Annotated in this window: 23 protein-coding genes; 12 read left to right on the top strand and 11 right to left on the bottom strand. The window is 70.4% G+C overall.

The genetic code is table 11. The features are described 5' to 3' along the window. Positions 1 to 18: 18 nt before the first annotated feature. From ACILSK_RS14325 to ACILSK_RS14310, 4 genes are all read right to left on the bottom strand, one after another. Positions 19 to 312, bottom strand: a complete 294-nt coding sequence (locus tag ACILSK_RS14325) for a hypothetical protein (protein ID WP_395727842.1) — start codon at positions 310 to 312, stop codon at positions 19 to 21. Between the two features lie 10 nt (positions 313 to 322). After that, complete coding sequence (locus ACILSK_RS14320) at positions 323 to 997, bottom strand: acetate uptake transporter (RefSeq protein WP_395727841.1); 675 nt, start codon at positions 995 to 997, stop codon at positions 323 to 325. A 332-nt stretch (positions 998 to 1,329) separates the two neighbouring features. Then, on the bottom strand, positions 1,330 to 2,949 hold the full coding sequence (locus tag ACILSK_RS14315; protein WP_395727840.1) for an AMP-binding protein: 1,620 nt from the start codon (positions 2,947 to 2,949) through the stop codon (positions 1,330 to 1,332). A gap of 43 nt (positions 2,950 to 2,992) precedes the next feature. Further along, complete coding sequence (locus ACILSK_RS14310; protein ID WP_395727839.1) at positions 2,993 to 4,198, bottom strand: acyl-CoA dehydrogenase family protein; 1,206 nt, start codon at positions 4,196 to 4,198, stop codon at positions 2,993 to 2,995. A gap of 263 nt (positions 4,199 to 4,461) precedes the next feature. Here ACILSK_RS14310 and ACILSK_RS14305 point away from each other — a divergent pair, with 263 nt between their 5' ends. Continuing rightward, positions 4,462 to 4,941, top strand: coding sequence for a MarR family winged helix-turn-helix transcriptional regulator (locus ACILSK_RS14305; protein ID WP_395727902.1), 480 nt, complete (start codon positions 4,462 to 4,464; stop codon positions 4,939 to 4,941). Next, complete coding sequence (locus tag ACILSK_RS14300; protein WP_395727838.1) at positions 4,938 to 6,566, top strand: DHA2 family efflux MFS transporter permease subunit; 1,629 nt, start codon at positions 4,938 to 4,940, stop codon at positions 6,564 to 6,566. Before ACILSK_RS14305 ends, ACILSK_RS14300 begins: the two co-directional genes overlap by 4 nt. Before the next feature lie 53 nt (positions 6,567 to 6,619). On the opposite strand, the gene ACILSK_RS14295 is transcribed toward ACILSK_RS14300, so the two are convergent. Beyond that, positions 6,620 to 7,144, bottom strand: a complete 525-nt coding sequence (locus ACILSK_RS14295) for a hypothetical protein (RefSeq protein ID WP_395727837.1) — start codon at positions 7,142 to 7,144, stop codon at positions 6,620 to 6,622. 1,099 nt (positions 7,145 to 8,243) lie between these two features. Here ACILSK_RS14295 and ACILSK_RS14290 point away from each other — a divergent pair. Further along, a complete protein-coding gene (locus ACILSK_RS14290) occupies positions 8,244 to 9,569 on the top strand; it encodes an HNH endonuclease (RefSeq protein WP_395727836.1) in 1,326 nt (441 codons plus the stop codon). A 66-nt stretch (positions 9,570 to 9,635) separates the two neighbouring features. Here the strand turns inward: ACILSK_RS14290 and ACILSK_RS14285 are convergent, their stop codons facing one another. Genes ACILSK_RS14285 through hutU form a run of 5 tightly spaced genes read right to left on the bottom strand, consistent with a single transcriptional unit; the run spans position 9,636 to position 15,398 of the window. Next, positions 9,636 to 10,112 carry a hypothetical protein gene (locus ACILSK_RS14285; RefSeq protein ID WP_395727835.1) on the bottom strand — a complete coding sequence of 159 codons (477 nt, stop codon included), beginning with the start codon at positions 10,110 to 10,112 and terminating at the stop codon, positions 9,636 to 9,638. 6 nt (positions 10,113 to 10,118) lie between these two features. After that, positions 10,119 to 11,219: an amidohydrolase family protein gene (locus ACILSK_RS14280; protein ID WP_395727834.1), complete on the bottom strand. Its 1,101-nt coding sequence runs from the start codon at positions 11,217 to 11,219 to the stop codon at positions 10,119 to 10,121. Further along, positions 11,219 to 12,535, bottom strand: coding sequence for a formimidoylglutamate deiminase (locus ACILSK_RS14275; protein ID WP_395727833.1), 1,317 nt, complete (start codon positions 12,533 to 12,535; stop codon positions 11,219 to 11,221). Before ACILSK_RS14275 ends, ACILSK_RS14280 begins: the two co-directional genes overlap by 1 nt. Continuing rightward, positions 12,532 to 13,719 carry an allantoate amidohydrolase gene (locus tag ACILSK_RS14270; protein WP_395727901.1) on the bottom strand — a complete coding sequence of 396 codons (1,188 nt, stop codon included), beginning with the start codon at positions 13,717 to 13,719 and terminating at the stop codon, positions 12,532 to 12,534. Before ACILSK_RS14270 ends, ACILSK_RS14275 begins: the two co-directional genes overlap by 4 nt. Positions 13,720 to 13,730: 11 nt before the next feature. Beyond that, the gene (gene hutU, locus ACILSK_RS14265; RefSeq protein ID WP_395727832.1) at positions 13,731 to 15,398 is read right to left on the bottom strand and encodes a urocanate hydratase; all 1,668 of its coding nucleotides are present in this window, start codon (positions 15,396 to 15,398) and stop codon (positions 13,731 to 13,733) included. 267 nt (positions 15,399 to 15,665) lie between these two features. Between hutU and aceB the strand changes: the two genes are divergently transcribed. The 6 genes from aceB to ACILSK_RS14235 all read left to right on the top strand — a co-directional run bounded on the left by aceB (position 15,666) and on the right by ACILSK_RS14235 (position 21,842). After that, positions 15,666 to 17,288, top strand: a complete 1,623-nt coding sequence (gene aceB, locus ACILSK_RS14260; protein WP_395727831.1) for a malate synthase A — start codon at positions 15,666 to 15,668, stop codon at positions 17,286 to 17,288. Positions 17,289 to 17,406: 118 nt separating this feature from the next. After that, the gene (locus ACILSK_RS14255) at positions 17,407 to 19,119 is read left to right on the top strand and encodes a multicopper oxidase family protein (RefSeq protein WP_395727830.1); all 1,713 of its coding nucleotides are present in this window, start codon (positions 17,407 to 17,409) and stop codon (positions 19,117 to 19,119) included. Further along, the gene (locus tag ACILSK_RS14250) at positions 19,116 to 20,747 is read left to right on the top strand and encodes an FAD-binding oxidoreductase (protein ID WP_395727829.1); all 1,632 of its coding nucleotides are present in this window, start codon (positions 19,116 to 19,118) and stop codon (positions 20,745 to 20,747) included. Before ACILSK_RS14255 ends, ACILSK_RS14250 begins: the two co-directional genes overlap by 4 nt. A 24-nt stretch (positions 20,748 to 20,771) precedes the next feature. Then, on the top strand, positions 20,772 to 21,080 hold the full coding sequence (locus tag ACILSK_RS14245; protein WP_395727828.1) for a DUF1272 domain-containing protein: 309 nt from the start codon (positions 20,772 to 20,774) through the stop codon (positions 21,078 to 21,080). Between the two features lie 44 nt (positions 21,081 to 21,124). Then, a complete protein-coding gene (locus ACILSK_RS14240; RefSeq protein WP_395727827.1) occupies positions 21,125 to 21,379 on the top strand; it encodes a type II toxin-antitoxin system VapB family antitoxin in 255 nt (84 codons plus the stop codon). A 61-nt stretch (positions 21,380 to 21,440) separates the two neighbouring features. Beyond that, complete coding sequence (locus ACILSK_RS14235) at positions 21,441 to 21,842, top strand: type II toxin-antitoxin system VapC family toxin (protein WP_395727826.1); 402 nt, start codon at positions 21,441 to 21,443, stop codon at positions 21,840 to 21,842. A 12-nt stretch (positions 21,843 to 21,854) separates the two neighbouring features. Here ACILSK_RS14235 and ACILSK_RS14230 read toward each other — a convergent pair whose 3' ends face one another. After that, positions 21,855 to 22,556, bottom strand: coding sequence for a FadR/GntR family transcriptional regulator (locus ACILSK_RS14230; RefSeq protein ID WP_395727825.1), 702 nt, complete (start codon positions 22,554 to 22,556; stop codon positions 21,855 to 21,857). A 219-nt stretch (positions 22,557 to 22,775) separates the two neighbouring features. Between ACILSK_RS14230 and ACILSK_RS14225 the strand changes: the two genes are divergently transcribed. From ACILSK_RS14225 to ACILSK_RS14215, 3 genes are all read left to right on the top strand, one after another. Then, positions 22,776 to 24,173: an aspartate ammonia-lyase gene (locus ACILSK_RS14225; RefSeq protein ID WP_395727824.1), complete on the top strand. Its 1,398-nt coding sequence runs from the start codon at positions 22,776 to 22,778 to the stop codon at positions 24,171 to 24,173. Next, positions 24,170 to 25,189: an asparaginase gene (locus ACILSK_RS14220; protein ID WP_395727823.1), complete on the top strand. Its 1,020-nt coding sequence runs from the start codon at positions 24,170 to 24,172 to the stop codon at positions 25,187 to 25,189. Before ACILSK_RS14225 ends, ACILSK_RS14220 begins: the two co-directional genes overlap by 4 nt. Positions 25,190 to 25,251: 62 nt before the next feature. Then, positions 25,252 to 26,826: an amino acid permease gene (locus ACILSK_RS14215; protein WP_395727822.1), complete on the top strand. Its 1,575-nt coding sequence runs from the start codon at positions 25,252 to 25,254 to the stop codon at positions 26,824 to 26,826. The last annotated feature ends 19 nt before the right edge of the window (positions 26,827 to 26,845 follow it).

Here is a 26,845-nt window from a genome sequence, read left to right as displayed (position 1 = left end):
AGGGTGCTGCCGGCTGGTTCAGTGGAGCAACCCATGACTGCGAGCCCAGGACTGGACCAGCGGGGTGAGGTCGGCAACCCGCCGACCGAGTCGGCGCTCGCGCCGCCTCGTGTCGACCTCCGCCCAGCTGATCAGGCCCAGTTCGGCGGCGACGTCGTCGGTCAGCTCGCTGCGGCTGGGCCGCCAGCCATCGCAGAAGCCGTGGGTCAGCCGCAGCAGGTAGCTGCGCCGGCGGCCGGGTGGCAGCAGCCGGAGCACCGACTCGTACCGGTCGGTGATGCGGGCCGCCGGGGCGCCCGTCAAGGTAGCCATGACGAGCCGCTCAGGCCTTGACGAGCGACTTGTTGGGCAGCACCGGGCGGCCGAACACCGAACTCAGCACGCCCGCCAGGCACAGGTACCAGGCCATCGCGCCGGCCAGCAGACCGACCCAGCCGCCGGCCCGGGTCAGCGCCGTGACGCCTTCCAACGCGCCGAACCCGAGCAGGAAGAACGCGACCACGACCACCGCGAACAGGGTGGCCAGCACCGCGGTGGTGCGCAGCGCCGCGACGAACATCAGCACGGTAAAGATGCCCCAGCAGATCAGGAACCAGCCGGCGGCCGCGCCGTGCTGCTCGGCCGGGACGGTGGGTGCGTAGAAGGTGACGTAGGCCCAGAAGGAGAGCCAGAAGCCGCCGTAAGAGGAGAACACGGTGGCGCCGAAAACGTTGCCCTTCTTGAATTCCCACATTCCGGCCAGCAGCTGGGCGACGCCGCCGTAGGCCAGCGCGACACCGAACACGACCGGCTCGGCGGACGCCGGCATCAGGCCCGAGTTGGCCAGACTCAGCAGGAACGTGGTCAGGGCGAACGCGGCCAACCCCAGGGGCGCCGGGTCGGCAATCATCTGGACCTGGGCCGAGGCCATCTCGCGGGCCTGGGCGACCCGCCCGGCCGTCGGATCGCCCAGATCGGGGACCAGGTCGGATTCGGTGCGGTCGACGATGGTGGTCATGGCGGGAGCTCCTCTGCTCGTGGGTGATCCGCGGTGCGGATCGACTGGCGGCGTGCGGCGGTGCGGCGGTGCGGCGGTGCGGAAAGCGCTGAGGTGCGGAAAGCGCTGAGGTGCGGAAGGACCGAGGTGCCCGGGGTACTCGGGCTCGGCTGGCGCGCGGATCAACGACGCCGACGCGGATGAAATGACCTCGTCGGTGACGGGTGGGACCGGAGTTGCCGACTTCATCCGCGCGTCGGGGTCGGCGGAGCCGGCGGTGCCTGGTGGCACCGCCTGGGAAGGGTGGGGTCCCGCGGCGCCGTGGGTGATCGGCACGGCGCCGCGGGCAGTTGCTACGGGGTGGTGCTGAGGACGCGGGGGCTCGGTTCGGTCACCCGCAGCTCGTTCTTGCGGATCTTGCCGGTGGCCGTCCGGGGCAGTTGGTCGACGAACACCACCTCATCCGGCACCTTGTAGCGGGCGATCAAACCCCTGACGTGGTCGAGTATCTCGGCCGATGTGACGTCGACGTCCGGCCGAGCGACGACGAAGGCCCGCGGTCGCTCGCCCCACTTGACGCTGGGGATCCCGATCACCGCGGCCTCGGCCACCGCCGGGTGCGACAGGACGGCGTTCTCCACCTCGATGGTGGAGATGTTCTCGCCGCCGGAGATGATGATGTCCTTGGCCCGGTCCTTGAGTTCGATGTACCCGTCCGGGTGCATGACCCCCAGATCGCCGCTGTGGAACCAACCGCCGCGGAACGCCTCCTCGGTGGCCGCATCGTCCTTGAAGTAGCCGGCCATCACGTTGTTGCCGCGCAAGACGATCTCGCCGATGTGGTGGCCGTCGGGCGTGACGTCGACCATGTCGTCGTCGACCACCCGGGCCGATTCGGCCTGCAGCATGCCGACGCCCTGCCGGGACAGCTTCCGGGCCCGCTCGGCCGGCGGCAACTCGTCCCATTCGCGCTTGTACTCGCAGATGGTGAACGGGCCGTAGACCTCGGTCAGTCCGTACACATGCACGACGGTGACGCCGAGCCCGTCCAACTTCTCGATGATCGTCGGGGACGGCGGGGCGCCGGCGGTGGTGATCCGCAGCGGGCGGTCCAGACCATGGGCCTGCGGAGCATCCGCGATGGTGCTGCACACCGTGGGCGCGCCGCAGAGGTTCGTCACGCCCAGCTCGTCGACCGCCGACCAGATCGCGTCGGCCCGCACGGCCCGCAGGGCGACGTGGGTGGCGCCGGCGCCGGTGACCGCCCATGGCGTGCACCAGCCGTTGCAGTGGAACATCGGCAGCGTCCACAGGTACACCGAGTCACTGGTGAAGTGGTTGTGGAAGATCTCGCCGAACGAGTTCAGGTACGCGCCGCGGTGGGTGTACATGACGCCCTTGGGCTTTCCGGTGGTCCCGGAGGTGTAGTTGATGGTGATGACGGTGCGCTCATCCGCCACCGTCCACGGCAGGGCGTCCCCGTCGGCGCCGGCGGCCAGGAACGACGCGAACGACTCCTGGCCGAAATCCAGCCCACTGGACGCCAGACCGAACTCGGGGTCGGCGATCTCGACGACACCGGTCAGCGCGGGGGCGGCCTGGAACGAGTTGCCGACCGTGGCCACCAGCTCGGCGTCCACGAACAACAGCCTCGCCTCGGAATGGTTCAGGATGTAGTCGATCTCGGCCTTGGCCAGCCGGGAGTTCAGTGCCACCAGCACCCCGCCGGCCAGCGGCACGGCGAAGTGGGCGATGAGCATTTCCGGCACGTTGGGCGCGAGGAACACCACCCGGTCGCCGGGCTCGATCCGGTCCCGCAGGGCGCGGGCGAAACGCTGGGCGGTATCGGCGAAATCGGCGAAACTGTACCGGCGGGCGCCGTAGACGATGGCGTCCTTGGTCGGGTAGACCTCGGCCGAGCGCTGGAGGAAGCGCAAGGGGGTGAGCGGGGAATCGTTGGCCGTGCTGATCATCGCGATGACTCCTTTGTCAGGGTTGGTGTTCAGGGGACGGCGGTCAGTGGAACGCGCTGATGCCGGTCAGGTCCCGGCCGATCAGCAGCGCCTGAATGCTCTCGGTGCCTTCGTAGGTGTGCAGCGACTCGATGTCGGCCATATGCCGGATCACGTGATTCTCGAGCAGGATCCCGTTGCCGCCCAACAGATCCCTTGCGATGGCGGCCAGCTCTCGGGCACCCCGGGTGTTGGTGTACTTGGCCAGCGCGGCCTGAGTGGGGGTCAGCGTGCCGGCCTGGTCCAGCGCGGCCAGGTGCCGGCAGGTGAGCTGCATGGTGGTCAGGGTGGCCAGCATCCGGGTCAGCCGTTCCTGCACCAGCTGGAACGAGGCCAGGGGCTTGCCGAACTGCACGCGGTGCTTGGCGTAGGTCAGGGACGCCTCGAACACTGCGGTGGCGTGGCCGAGCGCCGCCCAGGCGACCCCCAGCCGGGTGGCCAGCAGCACCTTGCTCGCCGACTTGAAGCTGGTCGAGGCGGGCAACACCGCGTCCAGGGGCACCCGGACGTCGGTCAACGTGATGTTCGCCTGGTGGATCGCCCGCAGCGACGCCTTCCCCCGGATGGTCTCGCCGCGGTAGCCGGGCGTGTTCTGCTCGACCAGAAAGCCGCGGACGGCGCCCTCCTCGGTTCGTGCCCACACGACGGTGACGTCGCCGACCGAGCCGTTGCCGATCCACTTCTTCTCCCCGTTGAGGACCCAGGCATCGCCGTCCCGCACCGCGGTCGTCTCCAGGCCGACCGAGTCCGAACCGTGCGCCGGCTCGGTCAGGGCGAACGCGCCGAGCTTCTCGCCGCGGGCCAGCGGAACCAGCCACTGCGCCTTCTGCTCGTCACTGCCGAACATCGCGATGGACCGCAGGGCCAGGCCGCCCTGGACCGCGATGACGGTACCCATGGACCCGTCGCCGCGGGAGACCTCCATGTTGACCAGGCCCGCGGCCAGCGGCGACATGGGGGTGAGACCGGGTCCCACCACCCCGTCGGTGAGTAGATCCAGCTGGCCGAGCCGGCGGGCCAGGTGGACGGGGTACTCGGCCCTGTCCCAGGCCGCGTTCACCTCGTCGAGGGTCTCGTCGGCGAACGTGCGGGCCCGCTTCCAGAACCGCCGGTCAGCCTCGGGGACGTCGGCGAAGACGGCGTAGTAGTCGGTGTTCAGCGCCGCAGCGAGGTCGGGGGTGATCGTGGCGGGTGACAGCACATCGGTCATGAATCGATCCTCATCGTTGAGTGAAATCGTTGATTGAAGGGGGCGGCCGGGGCTGGCTCAATGGTGGCTGATACTGGGTGTCAGCACAATGGAATCGAGTGTCATGTGAGCGATGCCACCCGCCGCCGCGATGAGTTCGGGCTCTGACGACGGTCAGTCCCGGCATGGCGAACGGGATAACCCTGGTTCATTCGTGCAATAGTTGCATGCGTGGTACCTTCTCGTCCGTGAGCGCACCGACCGCCGAGCGATTGCTGAGCGTCCTGGAATCCTTCGTGGGGCGCCTGCACTGCGGCATCCAGAGCGCCGGCATCGAGGCGCTGATCGCCGCCGATCTGACGTTCTCGCAGATGCGAACGTTGCTGGTGCTGACCCAACAGCCGGAACCGGGCCCGATTCACGAGATCGCGACCCGGCTGGAGCTCTCGGTCGCGGCGGCCGGTCGGAACGTCGACCAGCTGGTGCGGCTCGGGCTCGTCGACCGCGTCGAGGACGACGCCGATCGGCGGATCAAACGGATCTCGTTGAGCGGTCCGGGCCGCGAGCTCATCGCCACGTTCAAGGCCGGCCAGCGCCGGTACGCCCTTGAGCTGCTCGCCGACGTCGACGAGCAGGATGCCCAGCGGCTGATCGACGCCCTTGGCCCGATCATCTCGAAACTCGGTTGCCCCGAGCCGATCACTGAACAAGCCTCACCGCCAGCCCCACCGCAGTTCGAGCACCGTCAGGAGATTCCGGTATGAGTAAGCATGCGGCCCCCGAGCCGGGGACCGATTCCGGCGGGCCACCGCCCCCCGACCTGACCAAGCCGGCCGGTGCCGGAGCGCACTCCGCCCCGCTCGCGACCGGTGTCACCCCGGACGACGACAAGCTGGACGGCACCGTCTGGCGGATCGCCGGCGTCGTCGTCCTCGGCGCGATCATGTCCATCCTGGACGTGACCGTCGTCAGCGTGGCGCTGCCGACGTTCCAGGAGACGTTCAACGCCAGCTACGCCACCGTCGCGTGGACGATGACCGGCTACACCCTGGCGCTGGCCACCGTCATTCCTCTGACCGGTTGGGCCGCGGACCGGTTCGGCACCAAGCGCCTGTACATGCTGGCGCTGACCCTGTTCCTGCTCGGCTCGATCGCCTGTGGCCTGGCCTGGAGCATCGGCTCGCTGATCACCTTCCGGGTGCTGCAGGGCCTGGGCGGCGGCATGCTCATGCCGCTCGGCATGACGATCATGACCCACGCCGCGGGCCCGCACCGGATCGGCCGGGTGATGGCCGTGCTGGGCGTGCCGATGCTGCTCGGCCCGATCTTCGGGCCCATCCTGGGCGGTTGGCTGATCGAGACCGCGAGCTGGCACTGGATCTTCTTCATCAACGTGCCGATCGGCATCGTCGCGCTGATCGCGGCCTGGCGGGTGCTGGCCAAGGACGACCCGTCGCCCTCGGAGTCCTTCGACTTCGTCGGCATGTTGCTGTTGTCACCAGGCCTGGCGCTGTTCCTCTACGGGGTGTCCACCATTCCGGGAGAGGGCACGTTCGTCTCGGCCAAGGTGCTGATTCCGATGGTGATCGGGCTGCTGCTGATGGCCGGGTTCGTCTTCCACGCGCTGCGCCGCCAGGATCACCCGCTGATCGACCTGCATCTGTTCAAGCGCCGGCAGCTGAGCGTCTCGGTCATCACCATGTCGCTGTTCGCCATCGCCTTCTTCGGCGCGATGCTCTTGCTACCCACCTATTTCATTCAGGTGCGGGGGGAGAGCACGCTGACCGCCGGTCTCCTGCTGGCCCCGCAGGGCATCGGCGCGATGCTGACCATGCCCATCGCCGGCCGGTTGACCGACAAGATGGGTCCGGGCCGGTTCGTCATCAGCGGCCTGATCCTGATCCTGATCGGGATGAGCGTGTTCACCCAGATCAGTTCGACCACGCCGATTCCGTTGCTGCTGGGGGCCCTGTTCATCAACGGCCTGGGCATGGGCATGACGATGATGCCGATCATGACGGCGGCCCTGGCCACGCTCAAGCACGCCGAGGTCGCCCGCGGGTCGACACTGATGAACATCGTTCAGCAGTCGGCGGCCTCCATCGGTACCGCGGTGATGTCGGTGATCCTGACCAACCAGCTGCTGAACAAGCCGGCGGTGCAGACCGCGGCGGCACTGCAGGCCGACCCGTCGGCCGCCGCGAATATTCCGCCGGACCAGCTGGCATCACTACAGACGGATGTACCGGCGCAGGCGGCGGAGGCGTTCGGCACCACCTTCTGGGTGGCGCTGATCCTGCTCGCGCTGACCTTGATCCCGGCGTTCCTGCTGCCCCGCAAGGCTCCGCAGGATGCCGAGCAGGCCGGTGTGCCGGTGGCCATGCACTGATCGCCGGATTCCTCTCGCGGGCCCGCCTCCCTCCGGGGGCGGGCCCGCAGTGGTCAGCGCTTGATCTCGACCAGCAGGACCCACGCGTTGGTCATGCAGGCGAAGATGCCGGTGACGAACGCTGCCGCCAGCCAGTACAGCCCGCCACCGGCCTGCACGGCCAGGCTGATGCCCCCGATGACCAGCACCACGCAGGGCACCAGCATGATCAACATCGGCTGGACCCGGTAGGCGAACGCATTGAGTGCAGTCGCCTCGTCGATCGTCCGCGGGCGAAGCGCCGCGGCGCTGAAGATCGTCACGCCCACCCCCAGCAGCGCTATCTCCAGGCCGACCAGCCAGTCCGGCTGGCCCGGGATCAGGCACGCGATGCCGGTCAGTAGCAGGATCAGCAGCATGACGACGGTAGCGGCGGACCGGCCGGGCAGCCGCTTCTGATGGATGATCAGGTCGACATTGATGGATAGCGCGACAAAGAACAGGCCGGCCAGTGCGGCCATGGCGCCGACCACAGCGACCATCAGGTCGGACCAGGGTTCGAGATCGTAGGCCGCGAACATGTCCACATTCTCGATCACCGACCGCTCCGCGGCCGCGGGACCCGTCCGATCACCGTGGTCATTGAACCGCCGAGGTCGCACCACCTCTCCCCTCCACAGGTGGTACGACCTCGGCGTCGTGCGGCGCCGGCAAGATCAGGTGCGGCTGGCGGGCCAGGGGATCAGTCCGATCGGTGATGCGGCGCGCACCGCTTGCTCCCGATGGGTGTCGATATGGTGATTCCCCCGTGCCGTAAGGGTTAACATCACCCGATCAGCACTTCAGCGACGGTAGTCGGAGCGACCACGAAGCGCGACATCTATCGGCCTCAGTCATGCCATTGGGTCGCGATATACACCTGAACGGGTACGCGCAGCAGTCACAACGAGACACCATCCTGATTGCGGGCGGCGCGGATCGACGCAGCGTGCTCAATCGGATTGCATTGCGTGACGGAACCACTGATCGCGTTGCGACGATGTGTCACCCGTAGGGGTGGTCCCGTCGTTGGTGTGCCTCAGCAGGCGACCCCGCCCGGTGCCTGATCCGCTGAGTCGGCCACCCGCCGGCTGCCATCTCAGCGAATGCATCGTGGTCCCGGTCGGTCGGATCCAATGACGCGAGCCAGCCGAGCGCCAGGTCGGTCCAGTACTTGCTCCGCCCGGCCGAGTGTGTCCAGCAGTACCGCCGCCGGGATGGCCGTAGGCGAGTCCAGGGACGGCACTCCGGCCATGGGCATCGGGTCTGCCGTCGCCGCCGGCCCACCCACTCGTTTTGCAGATCCATCTGGAACGCACCGAGGCGCCGGAACGGAGATAAATGCGGATGTCGAGGGCGACCGGCTACGGGTACCCCAGTGCAGCGGGTGCTCAACCCGCCGCCGCGCCCGATCGCGACGAGACCAGGACGACCCCACCGGGTGGTCGTGCGTCGATATCGAAGGTCCCAGACGTCGAGGTCGAACCCCGGGCAACCGGAGGCCGTTCACCGGCTCATCGTGATACGAGGCACCACTGTCGGACGTCCGTGGGAACCTGTACTCCGGGCGGCCTTCGGGTGTATGACTGTTCTAATTATGTGGCCTGACCTCGACGTTGCGTCTTGCAATGGCGAGCTGTGACGAATAAACTCGAACGTATGTCGTCGATCCTCGAGGCCGCTGCCGCGTTCCTCGCGGCCGTGGCTGCGGCGGGCCTGGACGGGTTGACCGACGCGGAGCGGATCGATGAGCTGACGGCGTTGGAGCGGGTGAAGTCGGCGGCGTTCGCCCGGCAGGCGCAGGTGACGGACGCGTTCGCCGGGTCGCAGCGGGCGTTGTTGGTGGCGGCGGGGTCGAAGTCGGGAGAGATCAGCCGGTCGGTGTGTGGGCAGGTCGGGTTGGCCCGGCGGGACAGCGCGCACAAGGGAAACCGGCATGTCGGGTTGGCTCGCACCCTGGTGCGGGAGATGCCCGGGGTGCTGGCCGTGCTGGCGGCCGGTGAGGCCAGTGAGTGGCGGGCCACGATTATTGCTCGGGAGACGGCGCACCTGTCGGTGGAGCACCGCGCGCAGATTGATGCGGCGATCGCGAGCGAGTTGGCCGGGTGGGGTGATGCGCGGACCGAGCGGGAAGCCCGGGGGTGGGCGCAGCGGCTGGATCCGCATGGTGCGGCGGAGCGGGCGGCGAAGGCGGGGGTGGACCGGCGGGTCAGTATCCGGCCGGCGCCGGACTGCATGACGTACGTGACGGCGCTGCTGCCGATGAAGCAGGGCGTAGCGGTGTTCGGGGAGTTGCATCGCACCGCTTTGACGGGCGCGGTCGACGTGGCCGAGCACCGGTCCAAGGGTCAGATCATGGCCGACGCCCTGGTGGACCGGGTACTGAGGCCGGCCGAGGGGGCACCGATGGTGCCCGGGGTCGAGGTGCATCTGGTGATGACCGACCGGACCCTGGCCGACGCGGACGACGAGCCCGCCCACGTCGTCGGGGTCGGGCCGATCCCGGCGCCGCTCGCCCGGGACCTGGTCCGCGCGGACGAGCAGACCCGGGTGTGGGTGCGGCGGTTGTTCACCGACCCGGTCAGCGGGGAGCTGGCCGCGACCGACGCTCGGCGGCGGGACTTCCCGCCCGCGGCCCGGATGTTTCTGACCGTGCGGGATCAGGTGTGCCGCACGCCGTGGTGTGGGGCGCCGATCCGGCACGCCGACCACGCGATCGCCGTCGCGAAGGGTGGGGACACCGACCTGCGCAACGGCAACGGTCGCTGCGCCCGGTGCAACCTGACCAAGGACTTGCGGGGCTGGGCCACCCAGGTGCGGGACGGCACCATCGTCACCACCACCCCGACCGGGCACCGCTACCGCAGCCGGCCACCGAAACCGCCGACCTCGACACCCTGGACATCGACATCAACGGCGTCGGTGCCCTGGCTGCCGGCCGTCGACGTCGACCTTCAATGGCCCGGCTCCGGCACCAGCGGGTAGCGGTTGCGCTGGCTGCCGTCGCCGGGCCCGCGCGCAAATCAGAATCGGCGCAGGACTCCGTGCAGGTCAGAACCCGCGCAGCGGATGGAATGGATTCTGGGTCGGGCTTCCGGTCCTGGTCTGCGAGTCCGCGACGCCGGCCTGATAGCCCAACGCCCAGGCCTCCCGCTGACTCTCCGTCACCCGTTCCTCCAGCTGCGGGAGGTCCACCGTCCGCACCGATTCAGTCCGATGATCGGCCTCCGTCGGTTGCCCGTGCCTCACGTCGGCGCCGCGCTCGTCACGCACCTGCCGGTCGGAATGCGACCCGACGCTCACGTGCCGGTCGGTGACCTGTTCGTCGGTCGGCCGCTCGTCAACCATGCGTCGGTCGGTCACCCGTGCATCGGTCGGCCGCTCGTCGCGCAACCGCTCGTCGGCGGGGCTGTTGCCGGCGTCGGCTCGGTGCAGTCGCTCGCGTTCCGCTGCGATCTCGCGCTCCAGCTGGTCGAGCCGGGAGTGCCGGTCGGCACGGTCATCGAGGTCATCCGAATGAGTCGTCATGCGGCATCAGTTCCCGTTCGCCGCAGCACCGAATCCCAACGCCCGCGCCAGCGGCACTCCGGCCCGGTAGGTGAGGTGCAGATAGCTCGGCGCGTCCAGCACCGTCAGATCCGCCCGGGAGCCGACCGTCAGCCGACCGATGTCGCTGCGCAGCAACGACTCCGCGGCGCCGACCGTGGCCGCCCGCAACGCCTGCGCCGGGGTGAGCCCCATCTCGCGGACCGCCAACGCGATCACGAACGGCATCGACGACGAGTAGCAGGTGCCCGGGTTGCAGTCGGTCGCCAGCGCGATCCGCACCCCCGTGGCCACTGTGTCGGATCCGGCCAGGGCATCGACGTCCGCATCGGACAGGTACGTGCAGTGGTCGACGCTGGCCGCGCCCAGCTCGACCGCGAGTTGGACACCCGGCCCGTGACCGAGCTGGTTGCCGTGCACCCGCAGCGCCAGACCGGCGTCCCGGCCCGCGGTCAACACGACCCGCGCCTCGTCGGCGGTGAATGCGTGCGGGCTGCGCGGCTCGCAGAACACGTCGATCCACCGCGCATACGGTGCGCACGCGGCCAGCATCGGGCCGGTGACCAGCGCGACGTACTCCCCGCGCCGGTCGGCGTACTCGGCCGGCACCACGTGCGCACCGAGAAACGTCGTCTCGTCGGTGAACTCACCGGCGATGCGCAGTGCCCGGGCCTCGTCCTCGACGGTCAACCCGTAGCCGCTCTTGATCTCCACGATGCCGGTGCCCTGCGACCGCATCTCCGTGACCCGGGCAGCCACCAGCCCACGCAACTCGTCGTCGGTCGCCGCCCGGGTGGCCTGCACCGATGAGGCGATCCCGCCACCGTCGTAGGGAGTGCCGGCCATCCGGGCGGCGAACTCGGCGGCCCGGTCACCGGCGAACACCAGATGGGCGTGCGAGTCGACGAACGACGGGACCACCGCCCGACCACCGACGTCGATCAGCGCATCGGCCGCCGGAGCCGCCGATGCGGCGCCGGCCCAGGCGACCCGCCCGTCGTCGACCACGACCGCCGCGTCGGTCAGGATGCCGAGATCGTCGCCGTCATTCGTGACCAGCTCCCCGATCCCGGTGACCAGTGTGCTCATCATGCCCTCCACAACGGTTCGATGGCCTTGCTCAGCAGATCGCCGACGTCGCCCAGCCGGTGCTGCCCGCCGGTCACGACGGGACGCCCATCCGTCACCACGGTGTCGACGTCGGCGGCGGTCGCGGCGAGCAGGATCTGCGCCGGGTCGACGCCGGCGGTGCGGGCGCTTTCCAGTCGCACCGCCACCAGGTCGGCCCGCCGGCCGACGGCCAACGCGCCGGCGTCGGCCCAGCCGAGAGTGTCGTGCCGGGTCGCGGCGGTCAGCAGCTGGTCGGGGGTGAAGCGGCCGCGGTGCAACGTGCCGAGCCGTTCGTGCATCTCCAGCGCCCGCGCCTCCTCGATCAGGTCGATCACGGCGTGCTGGTCGCTGCCCAGGCTCAGCCCGGATCCGGCGTCGAGCAGCGCCCGGGCCGGCCCGATGCCGTCGGCCAGGTCGCGTTCGGTGGTGGGGCAGAAGCAGGATGTGGTGCCGGTCCGGCCGAGGGTGGCGATGTCCGAATCGGTCAGGTGGGTGGCGTGTACCGCCGACGTGAGCGGCCCGAGCGCGCCGGCGTCGGCCAGCAGTTCGGTGGGCGTGCGCCCGTAGAACGCACGCGCCGCCTCGTTCTCGGCGGGCTGCTCGGACAGGTGCACGTGCAACGGCCGGCCGGCGGCGGCCTCCGCGACGACCGGGAGAGCCTCCAGTGGAACGGCCCGCACCGAGTGGACGGCGGCGCCCACCACCACCGAGTCGGAGCCGGCCAGCGATGCGACCCGATCCGCCCAGGCCCGCGCCGTGCCGTCGCCGAACCGCAGCTGCTCAGGACCCAGGGCGACATGCCCATCCGGGCCGAGACCACCGGCCAGGTAGCAGGTGTCGAGCAGCGTGAGCCGGATGCCGGCATCGGCGGCGGCCTGGATGAGCGCTGCGCCCATGGCGTTCGGGTCGTCGTACCGCACACCGCCGGGCGCATGGTGCAGGTAGTGGAACTCGCCCACCGCGGTGATGCCGGCCAGCGCCATCTCGGCGTACGTCGCGCGGGCCAGTTCCAGATACGAGTCCGGATCCAGCGCGTCGGCGACCGCGTACATACCTTGCCGCCAGGTCCAGAAGGTGCCGCCCCCGGCGTGGGTGCGGCCGCGCAGGGCCCGGTGGAACGCGTGACTGTGACAGTTGGCCAGCCCGGGCAGCACGACGCCGGGCAGCACGGTCCCGCCCGGCGCCGGTCGGGTGCCGGGCGTCACGGCGGTGAAGCGGCCGTCGGCGACCTCGAACGTCACGTCGGCCGCGGCGCCGGTCGGCAGCAGCGCGTGGCGGGCGAAGTAGCTCGTCATGACGCGAGGTCCCCGGTCACCGCGGTCAGGGCGGCCACCCCGGCCAGGCAGTCGTCGCGTTCGGCGAACTCGGCGGGGGAATGGGAGACGCCGGTGGGGTTGCGGACGAACAGCATCGCGGTCGGGATGCCGTGGACGGCGAGGATTCCGGCGTCGTGACCGGCACCGGTGCCCAGTCGCGGCACCTGCGGGCCCAGGACCGCCAGCAGCCGGTCGGCCAGGCCGGCGTCGAACGACGTCGGCGGCGTCCATGATTCCCGCCGCACCGTGGCCCCGTGGCCGGCGGCGATGGCCGCGATCTCCGAGACCGCGTCAAGTACGGCGGCCTCGTCCGCACCGCGGGCGTCCAGCCAGCCGGTGACGCCGCTGGCGATCGCGTTGACCCCGCCGGGACGAACCTGCACCTTGCCGATGGTGGCCAGGCAGCCGTGCCCTTCGGCGGCGGCCCGGGTGGCCAGCACGGTGTGCGCGTAGCCGATCATCGCGTCCTGCCGGTCGGCCAGCCGGGTGGTGCCGGCGTGGTTGGCCTCGCCGGGAAAGTCGATGCGCCACCGGCCGTGCGGCCACAGACCGGTGCCGATCGCCACCGGGTCACCGGTGTCCACCATGGCCCGGCCCTGCTCGACGTGCAGCTCGACGAAACAGCCGATCCGGCGGAGGGTCTCGGTGTCGACACCCAACTCGTCCGGCGAACCGCCGGCCCGGGACAGCGCCTCGGCCAACGAGACGCCATCGCCGTCGGTCAACCCGCGCGCCCGGTCACCCGCCAGCTGCCCGGTGATGATCCGGGACCCGGCGCAGGCGATGCCGAAGCGGGCGCCCTCCTCGTCCGCGAAATTGACCACGCCGATCGGCCGGGACGGCGCGAACCCGTTGGCCCGCAGCGCATCCACTGAGGCAAGCGCGCTGACGACACCGAGCGGACCGTCGAAGGCACCGCCGTCGGGCACCGAGTCCAGGTGGGAACCGATGACCACCCCGGGCCGGCCGGCGCGCACCGCGGCGTCCGGGTCGCCCCACCAGCCCCACTGGTTGCCGGCCCGGTCCACCGTGAGATCCAGCCCGCGAGAGGCGCATTCGCCGGCGAACCACTCCCGCAGGTCGTGGTCGGCCCGGGTCCAGGCGAACCGGCGGTACCCGCCGGTCCCGGCGTCCCGGCCGATCGGCTCGATCGCCGACCACATCGCGTCGAAACTCACGGTGCGACCTGACTCTCCTTCATCGGGATCCGGACACCGCGCTCGGCGGCGACCTGCTCGGCCCGCTCGTAGCCGGCATCGACGTGCCGGATGACGCCCATTCCGGGGTCGTTGGTCAGCACCCGGGCCAGCTTCTCGGCGGCCAACGCCGAACCGTCGGCCAGTGACACCTGGCCGGCGTGCAGGGAGCGGCCGATACCGACGCCGCCGCCGTGGTGGATGGACACCCAGGAGGCGCCGGACGCGGTGTTAATCAGCGCGTTGAGCAGGGGCCAGTCGGCGATCGCGTCGGACCCGTCGAGCATCGCCTCTGTCTCCCGGTAGGGGGAGGCGACGGAGCCGCAGTCCAGGTGGTCACGCCCGATGACGATCGGCGCGGACAGCTCACCGGAAGCCACCATCTCGTTGAACCGCAGGCCGGCCTTGTCCCGCTCGCCGTAGCCGAGCCAGCAGATCCGGGCCGGCAGGCCCTGGAAGCTGATCTTGTCCCGGGCGCCGCGCATCCACTTCTGCAGCCGGTCGTTCTCCGGGAACAACTCCATGACGGCCTTGTCGGTGGCGTAGATGTCCTTCGGGTCGCCGGACAGCGCCGCCCACCGGAACGGGCCCTTGCCCTCGCAGAACAACGGCCGGATGTAGGCGGGCACGAAGCCCGGGAACTCGAACGCCCGGTCGTAGCCACCCTGCCGGGCCTCGTCGCGGATGCTGTTGCCGTAGTCGAACACCTCGGCGCCGGCGTCCTGGAACTCGACCATGGCCTGCACGTGCCGGGCCATCGACTCCCGGGCCCGGTCGGTGAACTCCTCGGGCTTGCGCTCGGCGAAATCGGCCCAGTCCTCGAGTTCGACGCCCAGCGGCAGGTACGACAGCGGGTCGTGCGCGCTGGTCTGGTCGGTGACGATGTCGATGGCCACGCCGCGGCGCAGCAGTTCGGGGAAGACCTGCGCGCAGTTGCCGACCAGGCCGATCGACCAGGCGCGGCGCTGCTCCTTGGCGGCGAGGGCCTTGGCGACGGCGTCGTCCAGGTCGTCGGCGATCTCGTCCAGGTAGCGGTGGTCAACCCGGCGCTGCAGCCGGGACCGGTCGACGTCGACGATCAGGCAGGCGCCGCCGTTCATGGTGACGGCCAGGGGCTGCGCGCCACCCATGCCGCCGGCGCCGCCGGTCAGCGTGAGGGTGCCGGCCAGCGTGCCGCTGAACCGCTTCTCGGCGATCGCGGCGAACGTCTCGTAGGTGCCCTGGACGATGCCCTGGGAGCCGATGTAGATCCAGGAGCCGGCGGTCATCTGCCCGTACATGGTCAGGCCGAGCTTCTCCAGCCGGCGGAACTCCGGCCAGGTGGCCCAGTCGCCGACCAGGTTGGAGTTGGCCAGGATGACCCGCGGTGCCCACTCGTGGGTGCGCATGACGCCGACCGGCCGGCCGGACTGGACCAGCATGGTCTCGTCGGCCTCCAGGGTGGTCAGCGTGCGCACCATGGCGTCGAACGAGTTCCAGTCGCGGGCGGCCTTGCCGGTGCCGCCGTACACGACGAGATCATCGGGGCGCTCGGCGTTCTCCGGATCAAGATTGTTCATCAGCATCCGCAGCGGGGCCTCGGTGGCCCAGGACTTCGCGGTCAGGCTGGTGCCATGGGCGGCGCGGACGGGGCGTGCTCCCTGCATCGACACGTTCCTTTCGGGTCGGGCCGGGTGATTCATTTCGCGTGGTCGGTCCCGGATCAGTCCATGCAATCAGCGCCCCGGCCGGTGGGAATAGGGCCGACGGCCGGCTTCTGTCCGGTATCCCGGACAGCCGGCCCGGTGACCGGCGCGGATATATCTAGCGGCTGGGTCACACCGCGTTGACCGGTCCGGCGGACCTCGGTAGATTTCGAACCGCGAGAGTGCAATTCCATATTGTGGATAAACGACGAGCCGGGAGATGATCGAGTGACCGCCAGCCCCACCACCGGGTCCGCCACCGTCGAGGTCAAGGGAGTGCCCGTGCCGCGCGCGGACGAGATCCTCACTCCGGCCGCGCTGGACTTCGTGGCCGGCCTGCACCGTCGCTTCGCCGGCCGCCGGGACGAGCTGCTCGCGGCGCGCGCCACCCGCCGCGCGCAGGCCGCCCGCACCGGCCGGCTCGACTTCCTCCCGGAGACCGCGGCGATCCGCGCGGCCGACTGGACGGTCGCGCCGCCGCCCGCGGACCTGGTCGACCGGCGGGTGGAGATCACCGGCCCGCCGGAGCCGAAGATGGCGATCAACGCGCTGAACTCGGGCGCCCGGGTCTGGCTCGCCGACCTCGAGGACGCGAACACCCCGCACTGGCGCAACGTGATCGGCAGCCAGCTCGTGCTGCACGACGCGATTCGCGGGACGCTGCAGTTCGATTCGCCCCAGGGCAAGCAGTACCGGCTGGCCACCGACCGGCGGCTGGCGACCATCGTCGCCCGGCCCCGCGGCTGGCACTTCGACGAGCGGGATCTGCTGATCGACGGCACCCCGGCGGTCGGTGCGCTGGTCGACTTCGGCCTGTACTTCTTCCACAATGCCGCCGAGCTGCTGGCCCGGGGCAGCGGTCCGTACTTCTACCTGCCGAAGATGGAAAGCCATCTGGAGGCCCGGCTCTGGAACGACGTGTTCACCCATGCCCAGGCCGAGCTGGGCATCCCGCACGGTTCCGTCCGCGCCACCGTGCTGATCGAAACCATCCCGGCGGCCTTCGAGATGGACGAGATCCTCTACGAATTGCGCGATCACGCCTCCGGCCTGAACGCCGGCCGGTGGGACTACCTGTTCAGCGTGATCAAGTACTTCCGCGACGCCGGAGCCGCGTTCGTGCTGCCCGATCGGGGCAGTGTCGCCATGACCGCCCCGATGATGCGCGCGTACACCAACCTGCTCGTCGCCACCTGCCACCGGCGCGGCGCGTTCGCGATGGGCGGGATGGCAGCCTTCATTCCCAGCCGCCGGGACCCGGAGGTCAACCGGGTCGCCCTGGCGAAGGTACGGGCGGACAAGGAGCGCGAGGCCGGTGACGGCTTCGACGGCTCCTGGGTCGCCCACCCGGATCTGGTGCCGGTGTGTGCCGAGGTGTTCGACACCGTGCTGGGCGACCGGCCCAACCAGCTGGACCGCCGCCGCGACGATGTGATCGTGACCGCCGAGCAGTTGCTGGACGTCGCGTCCGTGCCGGGCGCGATCACCGAGGCCGGGCTGCGGGGCAACATCGACGTCGCCCTGCGGTACCTGGAGGCCTGGCTCGGCGGGAACGGTGCGGTCGGTATCCACAACCTGATGGAGGACGCGGCGACCGCCGAGATCTCCCGCTCGCAGGTGTGGCAATGGGTGCACAACGGCGTGACCCTGGACACCGGCCGCACCGTCACCGCCGAGCTGGTCCGCGGCATCGCCGACGAGGAACTGGCCGCCATCGCCGCCGAACTGGGCCCGGAGGCCTACGCGGCCAGCCGCTACCCGTTGGCGCGCAACGTGTTCGAGCAGGTGGCGCTGGCCGACGAGTTCGCCGACTTCCTCACCCTGCCGGCCTACGCGGCGGCCGGGAGCTGATTTACCCGCCGGCCCGTGCGCACCTGCCCGTGCGTGTCGTCCTCGCCCACCGGGCTGCCGCCGGTGTCTGCGCTTATGTTGACTCCGACCGGTGGCGAGGCTGGGGGAAGAGGGTGCCGTGACGGAGCAGTGGTCGCGCCGTCGGGTACTCACATGGGGGGCGGCGCTGGCCGGGGTGCCGCTGCTGATGGCGTGCTCGCCCGCGCCGAGCGGAACGGCGACCAGCGGGTCCACCGCCGCCGGAACGCCGGAAAACGTCACGCCCTCGGGATCGTCGAGCCTGCCCGGTTCCGCGGCCGGCTCGGTCCGGGACACCGCCGTCCGACGGAGCGAGAACGGCGTGCTGCAGACGACTCTGACGCCGCAGCCGGCCCAGGTCGACATCGGGGCGGCCCGGCCGATCACCACCTGGGCCTACGACGGACTGCTTCCGGGGCCGACGTGGGAGATCGGGCCGGGTGACCTGCTGCGCGTCGAACTGGTCAACGACCTGCCGGCCGAACCGCCCGGCGCCACGGCGAGCGCGTCCGCGGGTGTCGCCTCGTCGGCGACCTCCCCGGACCCCTCCGGCGCGGCCGGGATGGACGAGCACGGTGGCCACGATGTGAGCGCGGACCCGATGCCGATGGACCGCCCGCACCAGTGGACGACGACGAACCTGCACTACCACGGCATGCACGTCTCGCCGGAGGGCAACGGCGACGACGTGTTCCTGACGGTCGAGCCCGGCCAGCGCTACCAGTACGAGATCGAGGTACCGGCCGACCATCCCGGCGGGCTGTACTGGTACCACCCGCACCGGCACGGGGGTGTCGCCCAGCAGATCCGTGGGGGCATGGCCGGGGCCATCATCGTCCGCGGGGCGATCGACGAAGTGCCGGAGATCGCGGCCGCGGCCGAACAGCTGATGGTGGTTCAGGCGATCGAGGTCGACGACACCTTCACGGTGCCGCAGCCGATCCCTGATCCCTCCTCCACGGAGGCGTTCTTCCCGCGGAACCAGATCCTCTACCCGATCAACGGCGGCCTGTCGCCCACGCTGACGATGCGGCCCGGCGAGGTGGTGCGCTGGCGGATCCTCAACGCGGCTGAGGGCAAGTTCATCAACCTGGTCGCCGACGGCCTGGAGTTCCACGTCATCGCCTGGGACGGGCTGAACCTGGCCGAACCCGAACTGGTCCCGAACCTGTTCCTGTCCGCCGGGAACCGGGTGGAGGTGCTGGTCCGGGCGATCGCGCCGGGCACCGTCCAGCTGCAGTGCACCCCCAGCTCCAGCCAGAAGCCCGGCACCCAGGGCGTTCCCGGCTCGACAGAGGGCCTGCCGCCCGAGCTCGTCACCCGGCCGATCGCCACCATCGAGGTGGCCGGCGACCCGGTGAGCATGGCCCTGCCGACCGAGCTGCCGGCGTTCGACCAGGAGATCCGGCCGATCGCCCGGACCCGCGAGGTGACCTACTCCGTGGAGCGGGACGGCACCCAGTTCCAGGACTTCGGGATCGACGGTCAGCAGTTCACCGACCAGCTCCCGCCGTACCAGGTCAAGCTGGGCACCGCGGAGGAGTGGACCGTGATCAACGGCGTCGACGAGAAGCTGCCCCAGCACGCCCACGTCTTCCACATCCACGTCAACCCGTTCAAGATCACCAAGATCAACGGTCAACTGCTCGACAAGCCGCTCTGGCGGGACACGTTCATCCTCACCGGAAACACCGGTGACTCGTTCACCTTCCAGACGAACTTCCTCGACTTCACCGGGAAGTTCGTCGACCACTGCCACATCGTCAGTCACGAGGACCTGGGCATGATGGAGACGATCGAGGTGGTCCGATGACCCCGCCGCCGGACCTGCCGACGGGACCGCTCAACCGCCGCCGCGCCTTGCAGCTCGGCGCCGCCGGCGCGGTGGCGGGCCTACTGGCCGCATGCACCTCGACCGACCCGTCGTCGAGCGCCTCGACGCCGGCCACCGGCGGCAGTGCCGGGCCGTCGGCCGATCCCGAGTGGCGGACCCCGACGCCGCCGCCGACCAGCGCCACGGCCGCGCCGGACCCGGTGCCGGCCGGGGCGATCCAGGATCTGCGCAGCCGGCTGCGGGGCAACGTGCTGTCCCCGCTCGACGCGAACTACCCGTTCACCGGACTGTCCTCCAACACGCGCTACCTCGACGTGCGGCCCGCTGTCATCGCCCGGTGCAAGGACGAGGCCGATGTGGTCACCGCGGTGAACTGGGCCCGCGACAACGGACTGCCGGTCGCGCCCTACGGCGGCGGCCACAGCTACGCCGGCCTGTCGACGACCGCCGGGCTGCTGCTGGACATCGGCGCGATGAACGACGTCACCGTGGACCTGGCGTCGGGCACGGCCTCGGTCGGCGCCGCGGCGCTGAACGGCGACGTGCTGGACAAGACGATCAACACCCCGTTCCTGCTGCCCGGGGGCACCTGCCTCGGCGTCGGCACCGGCGGGCTCGTGCTCGGCGGCGGCATCGGCTACAACACCCACTGGGCCGGGCTGACCTGCGACCACCTGACCTCGACCCGGGTGGTGCTGGCCTCCGGCGACGTCGTCGATGCCGACGGGAGCCAGCACCCCGACCTGTTCTGGGCCTGCCGCGGCGGCACCGGCGGCACCTTCGGGCTGAACACGTCGTTCGAGTTCCAGCTGGTACCCGCCCCGCCGACGGTCGTGTACTTCCGGTACGACTACCGCGGCGCCGACGCCGCGACCGCGATGCTCGCCGCGGTCGACACCCTGTCCCAGACGGCGCCGGCCGGCCTGAACCTGAGCTCGTCCGCGCAGGCCACCCCGGTCGGCGACGGCGGCCCGCGGGAGGCGATCGACGCGTTCGTCCGCGGCCAGTACGTCGGCCCCGTGGACGAGGCCCGCGATCTGCTGGCCCCGTTCGTCGCGCTCTCCCCGGCGAAGTCGGCGCTGCAGGAGCGGCCGTTCTGGGAGGTGCAGCAGCAGGTGTGGCCGTCGGCCAATCCGGCGCCGCACTCCTGGGGTGACTGGTCGCGCTACACCCGGGCGGCGCTGCCGCAGGACCGGGTGGCGAAGATGGTCGACCTGCTGGCCCAGTGCCCGGTGCGGACCGACACCGCCAACGGCGCGTTGTGGTTCCTGGGTTGGGTGGGCGGCGACGTGGTCGGCAAGGTCGGGCGCACCGACACCGCCTACGTCCATCGCGGCTCCCCGCTGCTGCTGCGGCCGACCCCGGTGTGGGAGACCAGCGACCCGCCGTCCGTCGGCCAGGACCTGCTGGACTGGACGGCGGCGCAGATCGCCATCGTCGCCGACGTGACGCCGGACGAGAGCTACCAGAACTTCCCGAACCGGTTGATTCCCAACCCGCTCCAGCAGTATTTCGGCGAGAATCTGGACCGGCTCATCGAGGTCAAGGCCGCTTACGATCCGGCCAACCTGTTCACCAACGAGCAGGGCATCCCGGTGCGGAGCTAGGGGTACCTCGGAAGGAGATCGTTGATGGCCCTTCAACTGCGGCCCAACTGCGAGGGCTGCGACAAGGACCTGCCCCCGGTTGCCCCGGACGCGATGATCTGCACCTACGAATGCACGTGGTGCGCCGCGTGTGTCGAGCGGCTGCGGAACGTCTGCCCGAACTGCGGTGGCGGGTTCGTGCCGCGGCCCATCCGGCCGGCTCGGGAGTGGCGGCCGGGCCTGTCCCTGCGGCAGCGCCCGGCCTCGACCGAACGGGTGCACATGTCCTACAGCTGGGCCGAGGCGGGGGAGCTGTCCGCTGCGGTCGCCGGCATTCCGCCGGCGCAGCGGTAGCGGTCTTCCTTGTCGGACACCTTTCCTCCTCATATGGTGGAGGGATGGTGCTCAACATCAAGGACGCGGAAACGGATCGGCTGGCCCGGGAACTGGCCGCCGAGGCGGGCGAGTCGATCACGGTCGCCACCCGGCGCGCCCTACAGGAGCGGCTGGCTCGGATCCGCGCTCGCCAGGCCGTGGCCGGTTCCGATCTCGGCCTCGATGAGTACATCCGTCGCGGGCGGGAACGGGCCGTGCTCGACGCGCGCCCAGGCGACGAAGTCCTCGGCTACGACGAGCACGGTCTGCCGCGATGAGCGAGCCCGTGAGCGGATCATGGGCACCGCATCGCTCCGTTGAACTCTTCGGAGGGGTGCGATGAGCCCGATCATCCTGGACACGTCGGCGGTCGCTGCGGTGATATTCGGCGAGTCCGACGCCGAGGCCTATGCCGCAGCCATGGTCAGGCATGCGGGTGAGCTCAGCATCAGCGCCGTGACCTTGGTGGAACTCGGCATCGTGGCCGAGGCGAGACAGGGTCCGGCGGCGACCCAGGACGTGCGGGCGTTGCTCGATCGGCTGGGCGTCGTCACGGAGCCGGTGGATGCCGCCCAGGCGGGCGCCGCCCTGGCCGCCTGGCGGCGGTTCGGCAAGGGCCGCCATCCCGCCGGCCTGAATCTCGGTGACTGCTTCAGCTACGCGCTGGCCCGGATGTCGGGTGGATCACTCTTGTTCAAGGGCAACGACTTCGCCCAAACCGACATCGTCGGCGCACTCTGACCCGCCGATCGCTCACGTGCCGGCGGTGAGCTCCTCCACCGCCCGGCGCACCTGCGCAAGATGCTCGGCCATCGCCGCCTCGGCCCGCGGCGCGTGTTGCGCGTCGATGGCGGCGACGATGACGCCGTGCTCGGCGTTCGCGGCGTCCCGGCGGTGCGCGACCAGGTTGAGCGTCTCGGACTGGCGGGACAGCGCCGGGGCCATCGTCGCGTGCAGGTCGGCGAAGACCTGGTTGCCGCTGGCCCGGGCGATGGCCGCGTGGAACGCGGTGTCGATGCGCACCCAGTGCGCGGGGTTGTGCTCGACCTCCATCTCCCGGATCAACCGCCGCAGCTCGTCCCGCTGGGCGGCGGTGCGCCGGGCGGCGGCCAGGCCAGCGGCCGGGATTTCCACGTGCGGTCGCGCCTCCACCAGGTCCTGGCTCGAGTAAATGCCGACGGTCAGGGTGGTCGGCACATGGTCGGCGATGACATAGGTCCCGCTGCCCGTCCGGGTCCGGGTCAGCCCCAGCGTCTCGCAGGACCGCAGCGCCTCGCGGACCACCGCCCGGCTGACCCCGTAACGAGTGCCGAGTGCCGCCTCCGACGGGAGGCGCTGGCCGACCGGTAGCTCGCCGCGTTCGATTGCCCCGCGCAGGTCGGCCAGCACCGCCTCCGCCGCGGACACCCGGGCGAACTGTGGTTGCGACGTTGTCCAGCTGTCGGACGGACCCATGCCACGCATCCTAGCGATGGGCCGCGCTCAGGGCCGTGACCTGCAGGTTCCCGTCCGTCGTGTGAGCGCCGTCACGGCCTGTTGACGACAAGCTGGGGCGGGCCCTACAGTCTAAATCTGTCAGACAGCTTGACAGCAGGGCAGCAGGACCTCACGCTCCGTGACTCCAAGACCGCAGTGCCCACCGTCGTCGCCACTGCAGAAGGGTGTACCCCAGACATGTCCACACGCACCGAGCACGATCTCCTCGGCTACCTCGAGGTCCCCACCGACGCCTACTACGGCGTGCACACGGCCCGCGCCGTCGACAACTTCCCGATCACCGGCATCAAGCTGGCGATCTACCCGCTCTTCATCGCCGCCCTCGCCGCCGTCAAGCAGGCCGCCGCCACCGCCAACCGCGACATCGACGCCCTCGACGCGACCAAGGCCGACGCGATCATCGCCGCGGCGCAGGAGATCCGGGCAGGTGCGCTGCACGATCAGTTCGTCGTCGACATGATCCAGGGCGGCGCCGGCACCTCCACCAACATGAACGCCAACGAGGTCATCGCGAACCGGGCGCTGGAGATCCTCGGTCACACCCGCGGTGCGTACGAGCACCTGCACCCGCTGCAGGACGTCAACCTGGGCCAGAGCACCAACGACGTCTACCCGACCGCCATCAACATCGCGCTCGACGCGTACGTGGTCAAGCTGGACGCGGCCCTGGGCGTGCTGCACGCCGCCTACCTGCGCAAGGCCGCCGAGTTCGCCGACGTGCTGAAGATGGGCCGCACCCAGTTGCAGGACGCCGTCCCGATGACACTGGGCCAGGAGTTCGGCGCGTTCGCCTCCACCCTGGCCGAGGACCGGGAGCGGCTGCGCGAGGCGCGGGCCCTGCTGCACGAGATCAACCTCGGCGGCACCGCGATCGGCACCGAGCTCAACGCCCACCCCGAGTACCGGCGGCACGTCGTCGACGAGCTGCGCACGCTCACCGGCATCGAGACCCTCGTCTCGGCCACCGATCTCGTCGAGGCCACCTCCGACGTCGGGCACTTCGTCCAGCTGTCCGGTGTGCTCAAGCGGGTCGCCGTCAAGCTGTCCAAGGTCTGCAACGACCTGCGGCTGCTGTCCTCCGGCCCGCGCGCCGGCTTCGGCGAGATCAACCTGCCCGCGCGGCAGGCCGGCTCGTCGATCATGCCGGGCAAGGTCAACCCGGTGATCCCCGAGGTCGTCAATCAGGTCGCCTACGAGGTCATCGGCAACGACGTCACCATCACCATGGCCGCCGAGAGCGGGCAGCTGCAGCTCAACGCGTTCGAGCCGATCATCGCCCACTCGCTGTTCGCCAGCCTGGATCACCTGGCCGCGGCCGCGGTCGTGCTGGCCGAGAAGTGCGTCGACGGCATCACCGCCAACCGGGACCTGCTCCGCGCCCGGGTCGCCGACTCGATCGGCCTGGTCACCGCGCTCAGCCCGGAGATCGGCTACGAGAACGCCACCGACGTCGCCCAGGAGGCACTCATCAGCGGCCGCGGGGTGGCCGACATCGTCGCCCAGCGCGGGTTGCTGACCACCGAGCGGATCGACGCCATCCTGGCCGCCGTGGCCGGACCGGCCGGCGCGCGATGACCGTCGCCGCCGACGTTGATTCCGCGGCGGCCGCGGACGACCGCCCCGCCGGTCCGGACGTCGAGCTGGCCCGGGTCTACCGATCGGGCCTGCACGAGGGCACGCACTACGGCGCCCTGGTCCTGATCGACGGCGACGGCACCGTGCTGCGGCAGCGGGGCGACGTGCACCGCCCGGTCTTCCACCGGTCCTGCGCCAAGCCGTTCCAGGCCGTCGCCATGCTCGACGCCGGACTACGGCTGACCGGGCCGGACCTGGCCCTGGCCGCCGCCTCGCACACCGGTGAGGCCGAGCACGTCGCCATGGTCCGGGCCAGCCTGGCCGCCGGCGGCCTGACCGCGGACGACCTGGGCTGCCCGGCCGACCTGCCGAGTGACCCGGAGGCCCGGGACGACGCCGTGCGCCGCGGCGACCGGCCGAGCCGGGTCTACATGAACTGTTCGGGCAAGCACGCGGCCATGCTGCGCACCTGCCGGGCTGCCCGCTGGTCGACGGCCAACTACCTCGACCCGGCGCACCCGTTACAGCGCCGGATCCGTTCCACCGTCGAACGCTTTGCCGGCCCCACGCACGACACGGTCGGCGTCGACGGGTGCGGCGCCCCGGTGTTCGCCACCGACCTGGTCGGCCTGGCCCGCGGGTTCCGCGCACTCGTCACCGCCGAGCCGGGCAGCTCGGCCCGCGCGGTTGCCGATGCCATGCGCCGCCACCCGCATCTGGTCGGCGGCCGGACCTCCGGCGACACCCTGCTGATGCGCGAGATCCCCGGCCTGCTGGTCAAGCTCGGCGCCGACGGCGTCCAGTGCTTCGCCCTGCCGGACGGCCGGGCGGCCGCGTTCAAGATCTCCGACGGCGCCGAGCGGGCCCGGCTGCCCATCGTGCTGGCCGCCCTGGACTACCTCGGCATCCGTACCGAGCCGGTGGCCGCGGCGCCCCTCGCGGTCACCGCCCGCACCGTGTTCGGCGCCGGTCGGCCGGTCGGCTCCGTCGTCGCCGCGCCGGACCTGTTCCGCTGAAATCCGTCCCACCCCGCACGCGCTCTCCCGTCCGCCCACCCCCACACAACGAGGTGTCTTTCGTGACCGTCGAATCGAATCGCACGCCCCCATCGGAGCATCACACCTACCATCACCCGTCCCCGGAGCAGACCGAGGCGCATCTCGGCGAGCTCTTCCAGGACGAGGAGAAGGGCTACCACAAGGGCCTCAAGGCCCGGCAGGTGCAGATGATCGCCATCGGTGGCGCCATCGGCACCGGCCTGTTCCTCGGCGCCGGTGGCCGGCTGGCCCAGGCCGGCCCGGCCCTGGTGTTCATCTACGCGCTGTGCGGGTTCTTCGCCTTCCTGGTGCTGCGGGCGCTCGGTGAGCTGGTGCTGCACCGGCCCTCGTCCGGCTCGTTCGTCTCCTACGCCCGCGAGTTCTACGGCGAGAAGGCCGCTTTCGCTGCCGGTTGGATGTACTGGCTCAACTGGGCGATGACGGCCATCGTCGACGTCACCGCGGTCGCGCTGTACATGAAGTTCTTCGGCCAGTACTCACCGTTCATCAACTCGGTCCCGCAATGGGCCTGGGCGTTGATCGCGCTGGCCGTGGTGTTGTCGCTGAACCTGGTGTCGGTCAAGGTGTTCGGCGAGATGGAGTTCTGGTTCGCGTTGATCAAGGTGGTGGCCCTGGTCGCCTTCCTGGTCGTCGGCACCTACTTCGTGTTCTTCGGCACGCCCATCGACGGCCACCAGGTCGGCTTCAGTCTGATCTCCGACAACGGCGGGTGGCTGCCCAACGGCCTGCTGCCGGCGATCGTGATCATCCAGGGTGTCGTCTTCGCCTACGCCTCCATCGAGTTGATCGGTACCACCGCGGGCGAGACCAAGAACCCCGAGAAGATCATGCCCAAGGCGATCAACACCGTCATTCTGCGGATCGGCGTCTTCTACATCGGTTCCGTCCTGCTGCTCGTGCTGCTGCTGCCCTACACCGCCTACCAGGCCGGGGTGTCGCCGTTCGTGACGTTCTTCGACTCGATCGGCGTCGACGGCGCCGGAATGATCATGAACCTGGTGGTGCTCACGGCGGCCCTCTCCTCGCTGAACGCCGGGCTGTACTCCACCGGCCGCATCCTGCGCTCGATGGCGATGAACGGCTCCGCGCCGAAGTTCGCCGCCCGGATGAACAAGGCCGGCGTGCCCTACGGCGGCATCGCGATCACCGCGGCGATGACCCTGCTCGGTGTCGGCCTGAACGCGATCGTGCCTGAATCCGCCTTCGAGATCGTGCTCAACGTGGCCTCGCTCGGCATCATCGCGGCCTGGGCGACGATCGTGCTCTGCCAGATCCGGCTCAAGCAGTGGGCCGACAAGGGACTGTTGAAGCGTCCCTCGTTCAAGATGATCGGCGCGCCGTTCACCTCGTACCTGACCCTGGCGTTCCTGGTCGGTGTGCTCGTGCTCATCGCGTTCGACTACCCCGTCGGCACCTTCACCATCGGCTCGCTGGTGGTCATCGTCCCCGCGCTGGTCGGCGGCTGGTTCCTGTGCCGGGGCCGGATCACCGCGATCGCCGAGCAGCGGGCCTCGATCACCGGTCCCTACCCGGTGGTGGCGAATCGTCCGGCGATCGACGGCCGCGCGGCGGCCGGCGACGACTCCGCCGAGTAGTCCCTCAATTTCGATCCCT

The organism is Nakamurella sp., assembly GCF_044224575.1.
Taxonomy (GTDB): domain Bacteria; phylum Actinomycetota; class Actinomycetes; order Mycobacteriales; family Nakamurellaceae; genus Nakamurella.
The sequence above is the reverse complement of the archived record's forward strand: the minus strand, read 5'-3'. Positions and strand labels throughout refer to the sequence as shown.

Excerpts from the sequence above, each read along its gene's own strand:
- ACILSK_RS14315 (WP_395727840.1), bottom strand. The coding sequence starts at position 2,949 with ATGATCAGCACGGCCAACGATTCCCCGCTCACCCCCTTGCGCTTCCTC.
- ACILSK_RS14285 (WP_395727835.1), bottom strand. The coding sequence starts at position 10,112 with ATGACGACTCATTCGGATGACCTCGATGACCGTGCCGACCGGCACTCC.
- ACILSK_RS14245 (WP_395727828.1), top strand. The coding sequence starts at position 20,772 with ATGGCCCTTCAACTGCGGCCCAACTGCGAGGGCTGCGACAAGGACCTG.
- ACILSK_RS14235 (WP_395727826.1), top strand. The coding sequence starts at position 21,441 with ATGAGCCCGATCATCCTGGACACGTCGGCGGTCGCTGCGGTGATATTC.
- hutU (WP_395727832.1), bottom strand. The coding sequence starts at position 15,398 with ATGCAGGGAGCACGCCCCGTCCGCGCCGCCCATGGCACCAGCCTGACC.
- ACILSK_RS14325 (WP_395727842.1), bottom strand. The coding sequence starts at position 312 with ATGGCTACCTTGACGGGCGCCCCGGCGGCCCGCATCACCGACCGGTAC.
- ACILSK_RS14290 (WP_395727836.1), top strand. The coding sequence starts at position 8,244 with ATGTCGTCGATCCTCGAGGCCGCTGCCGCGTTCCTCGCGGCCGTGGCT.
- ACILSK_RS14300 (WP_395727838.1), top strand. The coding sequence starts at position 4,938 with ATGAGTAAGCATGCGGCCCCCGAGCCGGGGACCGATTCCGGCGGGCCA.
- ACILSK_RS14320 (WP_395727841.1), bottom strand. The coding sequence starts at position 997 with ATGACCACCATCGTCGACCGCACCGAATCCGACCTGGTCCCCGATCTG.
- ACILSK_RS14250 (WP_395727829.1), top strand. The coding sequence starts at position 19,116 with ATGACCCCGCCGCCGGACCTGCCGACGGGACCGCTCAACCGCCGCCGC.
- ACILSK_RS14230 (WP_395727825.1), bottom strand. The coding sequence starts at position 22,556 with ATGGGTCCGTCCGACAGCTGGACAACGTCGCAACCACAGTTCGCCCGG.
- ACILSK_RS14220 (WP_395727823.1), top strand. The coding sequence starts at position 24,170 with ATGACCGTCGCCGCCGACGTTGATTCCGCGGCGGCCGCGGACGACCGC.
- ACILSK_RS14270 (WP_395727901.1), bottom strand. The coding sequence starts at position 13,719 with ATGTGGTCGGCGATCGAGCCGATCGGCCGGGACGCCGGGACCGGCGGG.
- ACILSK_RS14240 (WP_395727827.1), top strand. The coding sequence starts at position 21,125 with ATGGTGCTCAACATCAAGGACGCGGAAACGGATCGGCTGGCCCGGGAA.
- ACILSK_RS14225 (WP_395727824.1), top strand. The coding sequence starts at position 22,776 with ATGTCCACACGCACCGAGCACGATCTCCTCGGCTACCTCGAGGTCCCC.
- ACILSK_RS14310 (WP_395727839.1), bottom strand. The coding sequence starts at position 4,198 with ATGACCGATGTGCTGTCACCCGCCACGATCACCCCCGACCTCGCTGCG.
- ACILSK_RS14280 (WP_395727834.1), bottom strand. The coding sequence starts at position 11,219 with ATGAGCACACTGGTCACCGGGATCGGGGAGCTGGTCACGAATGACGGC.
- ACILSK_RS14275 (WP_395727833.1), bottom strand. The coding sequence starts at position 12,535 with ATGACGAGCTACTTCGCCCGCCACGCGCTGCTGCCGACCGGCGCCGCG.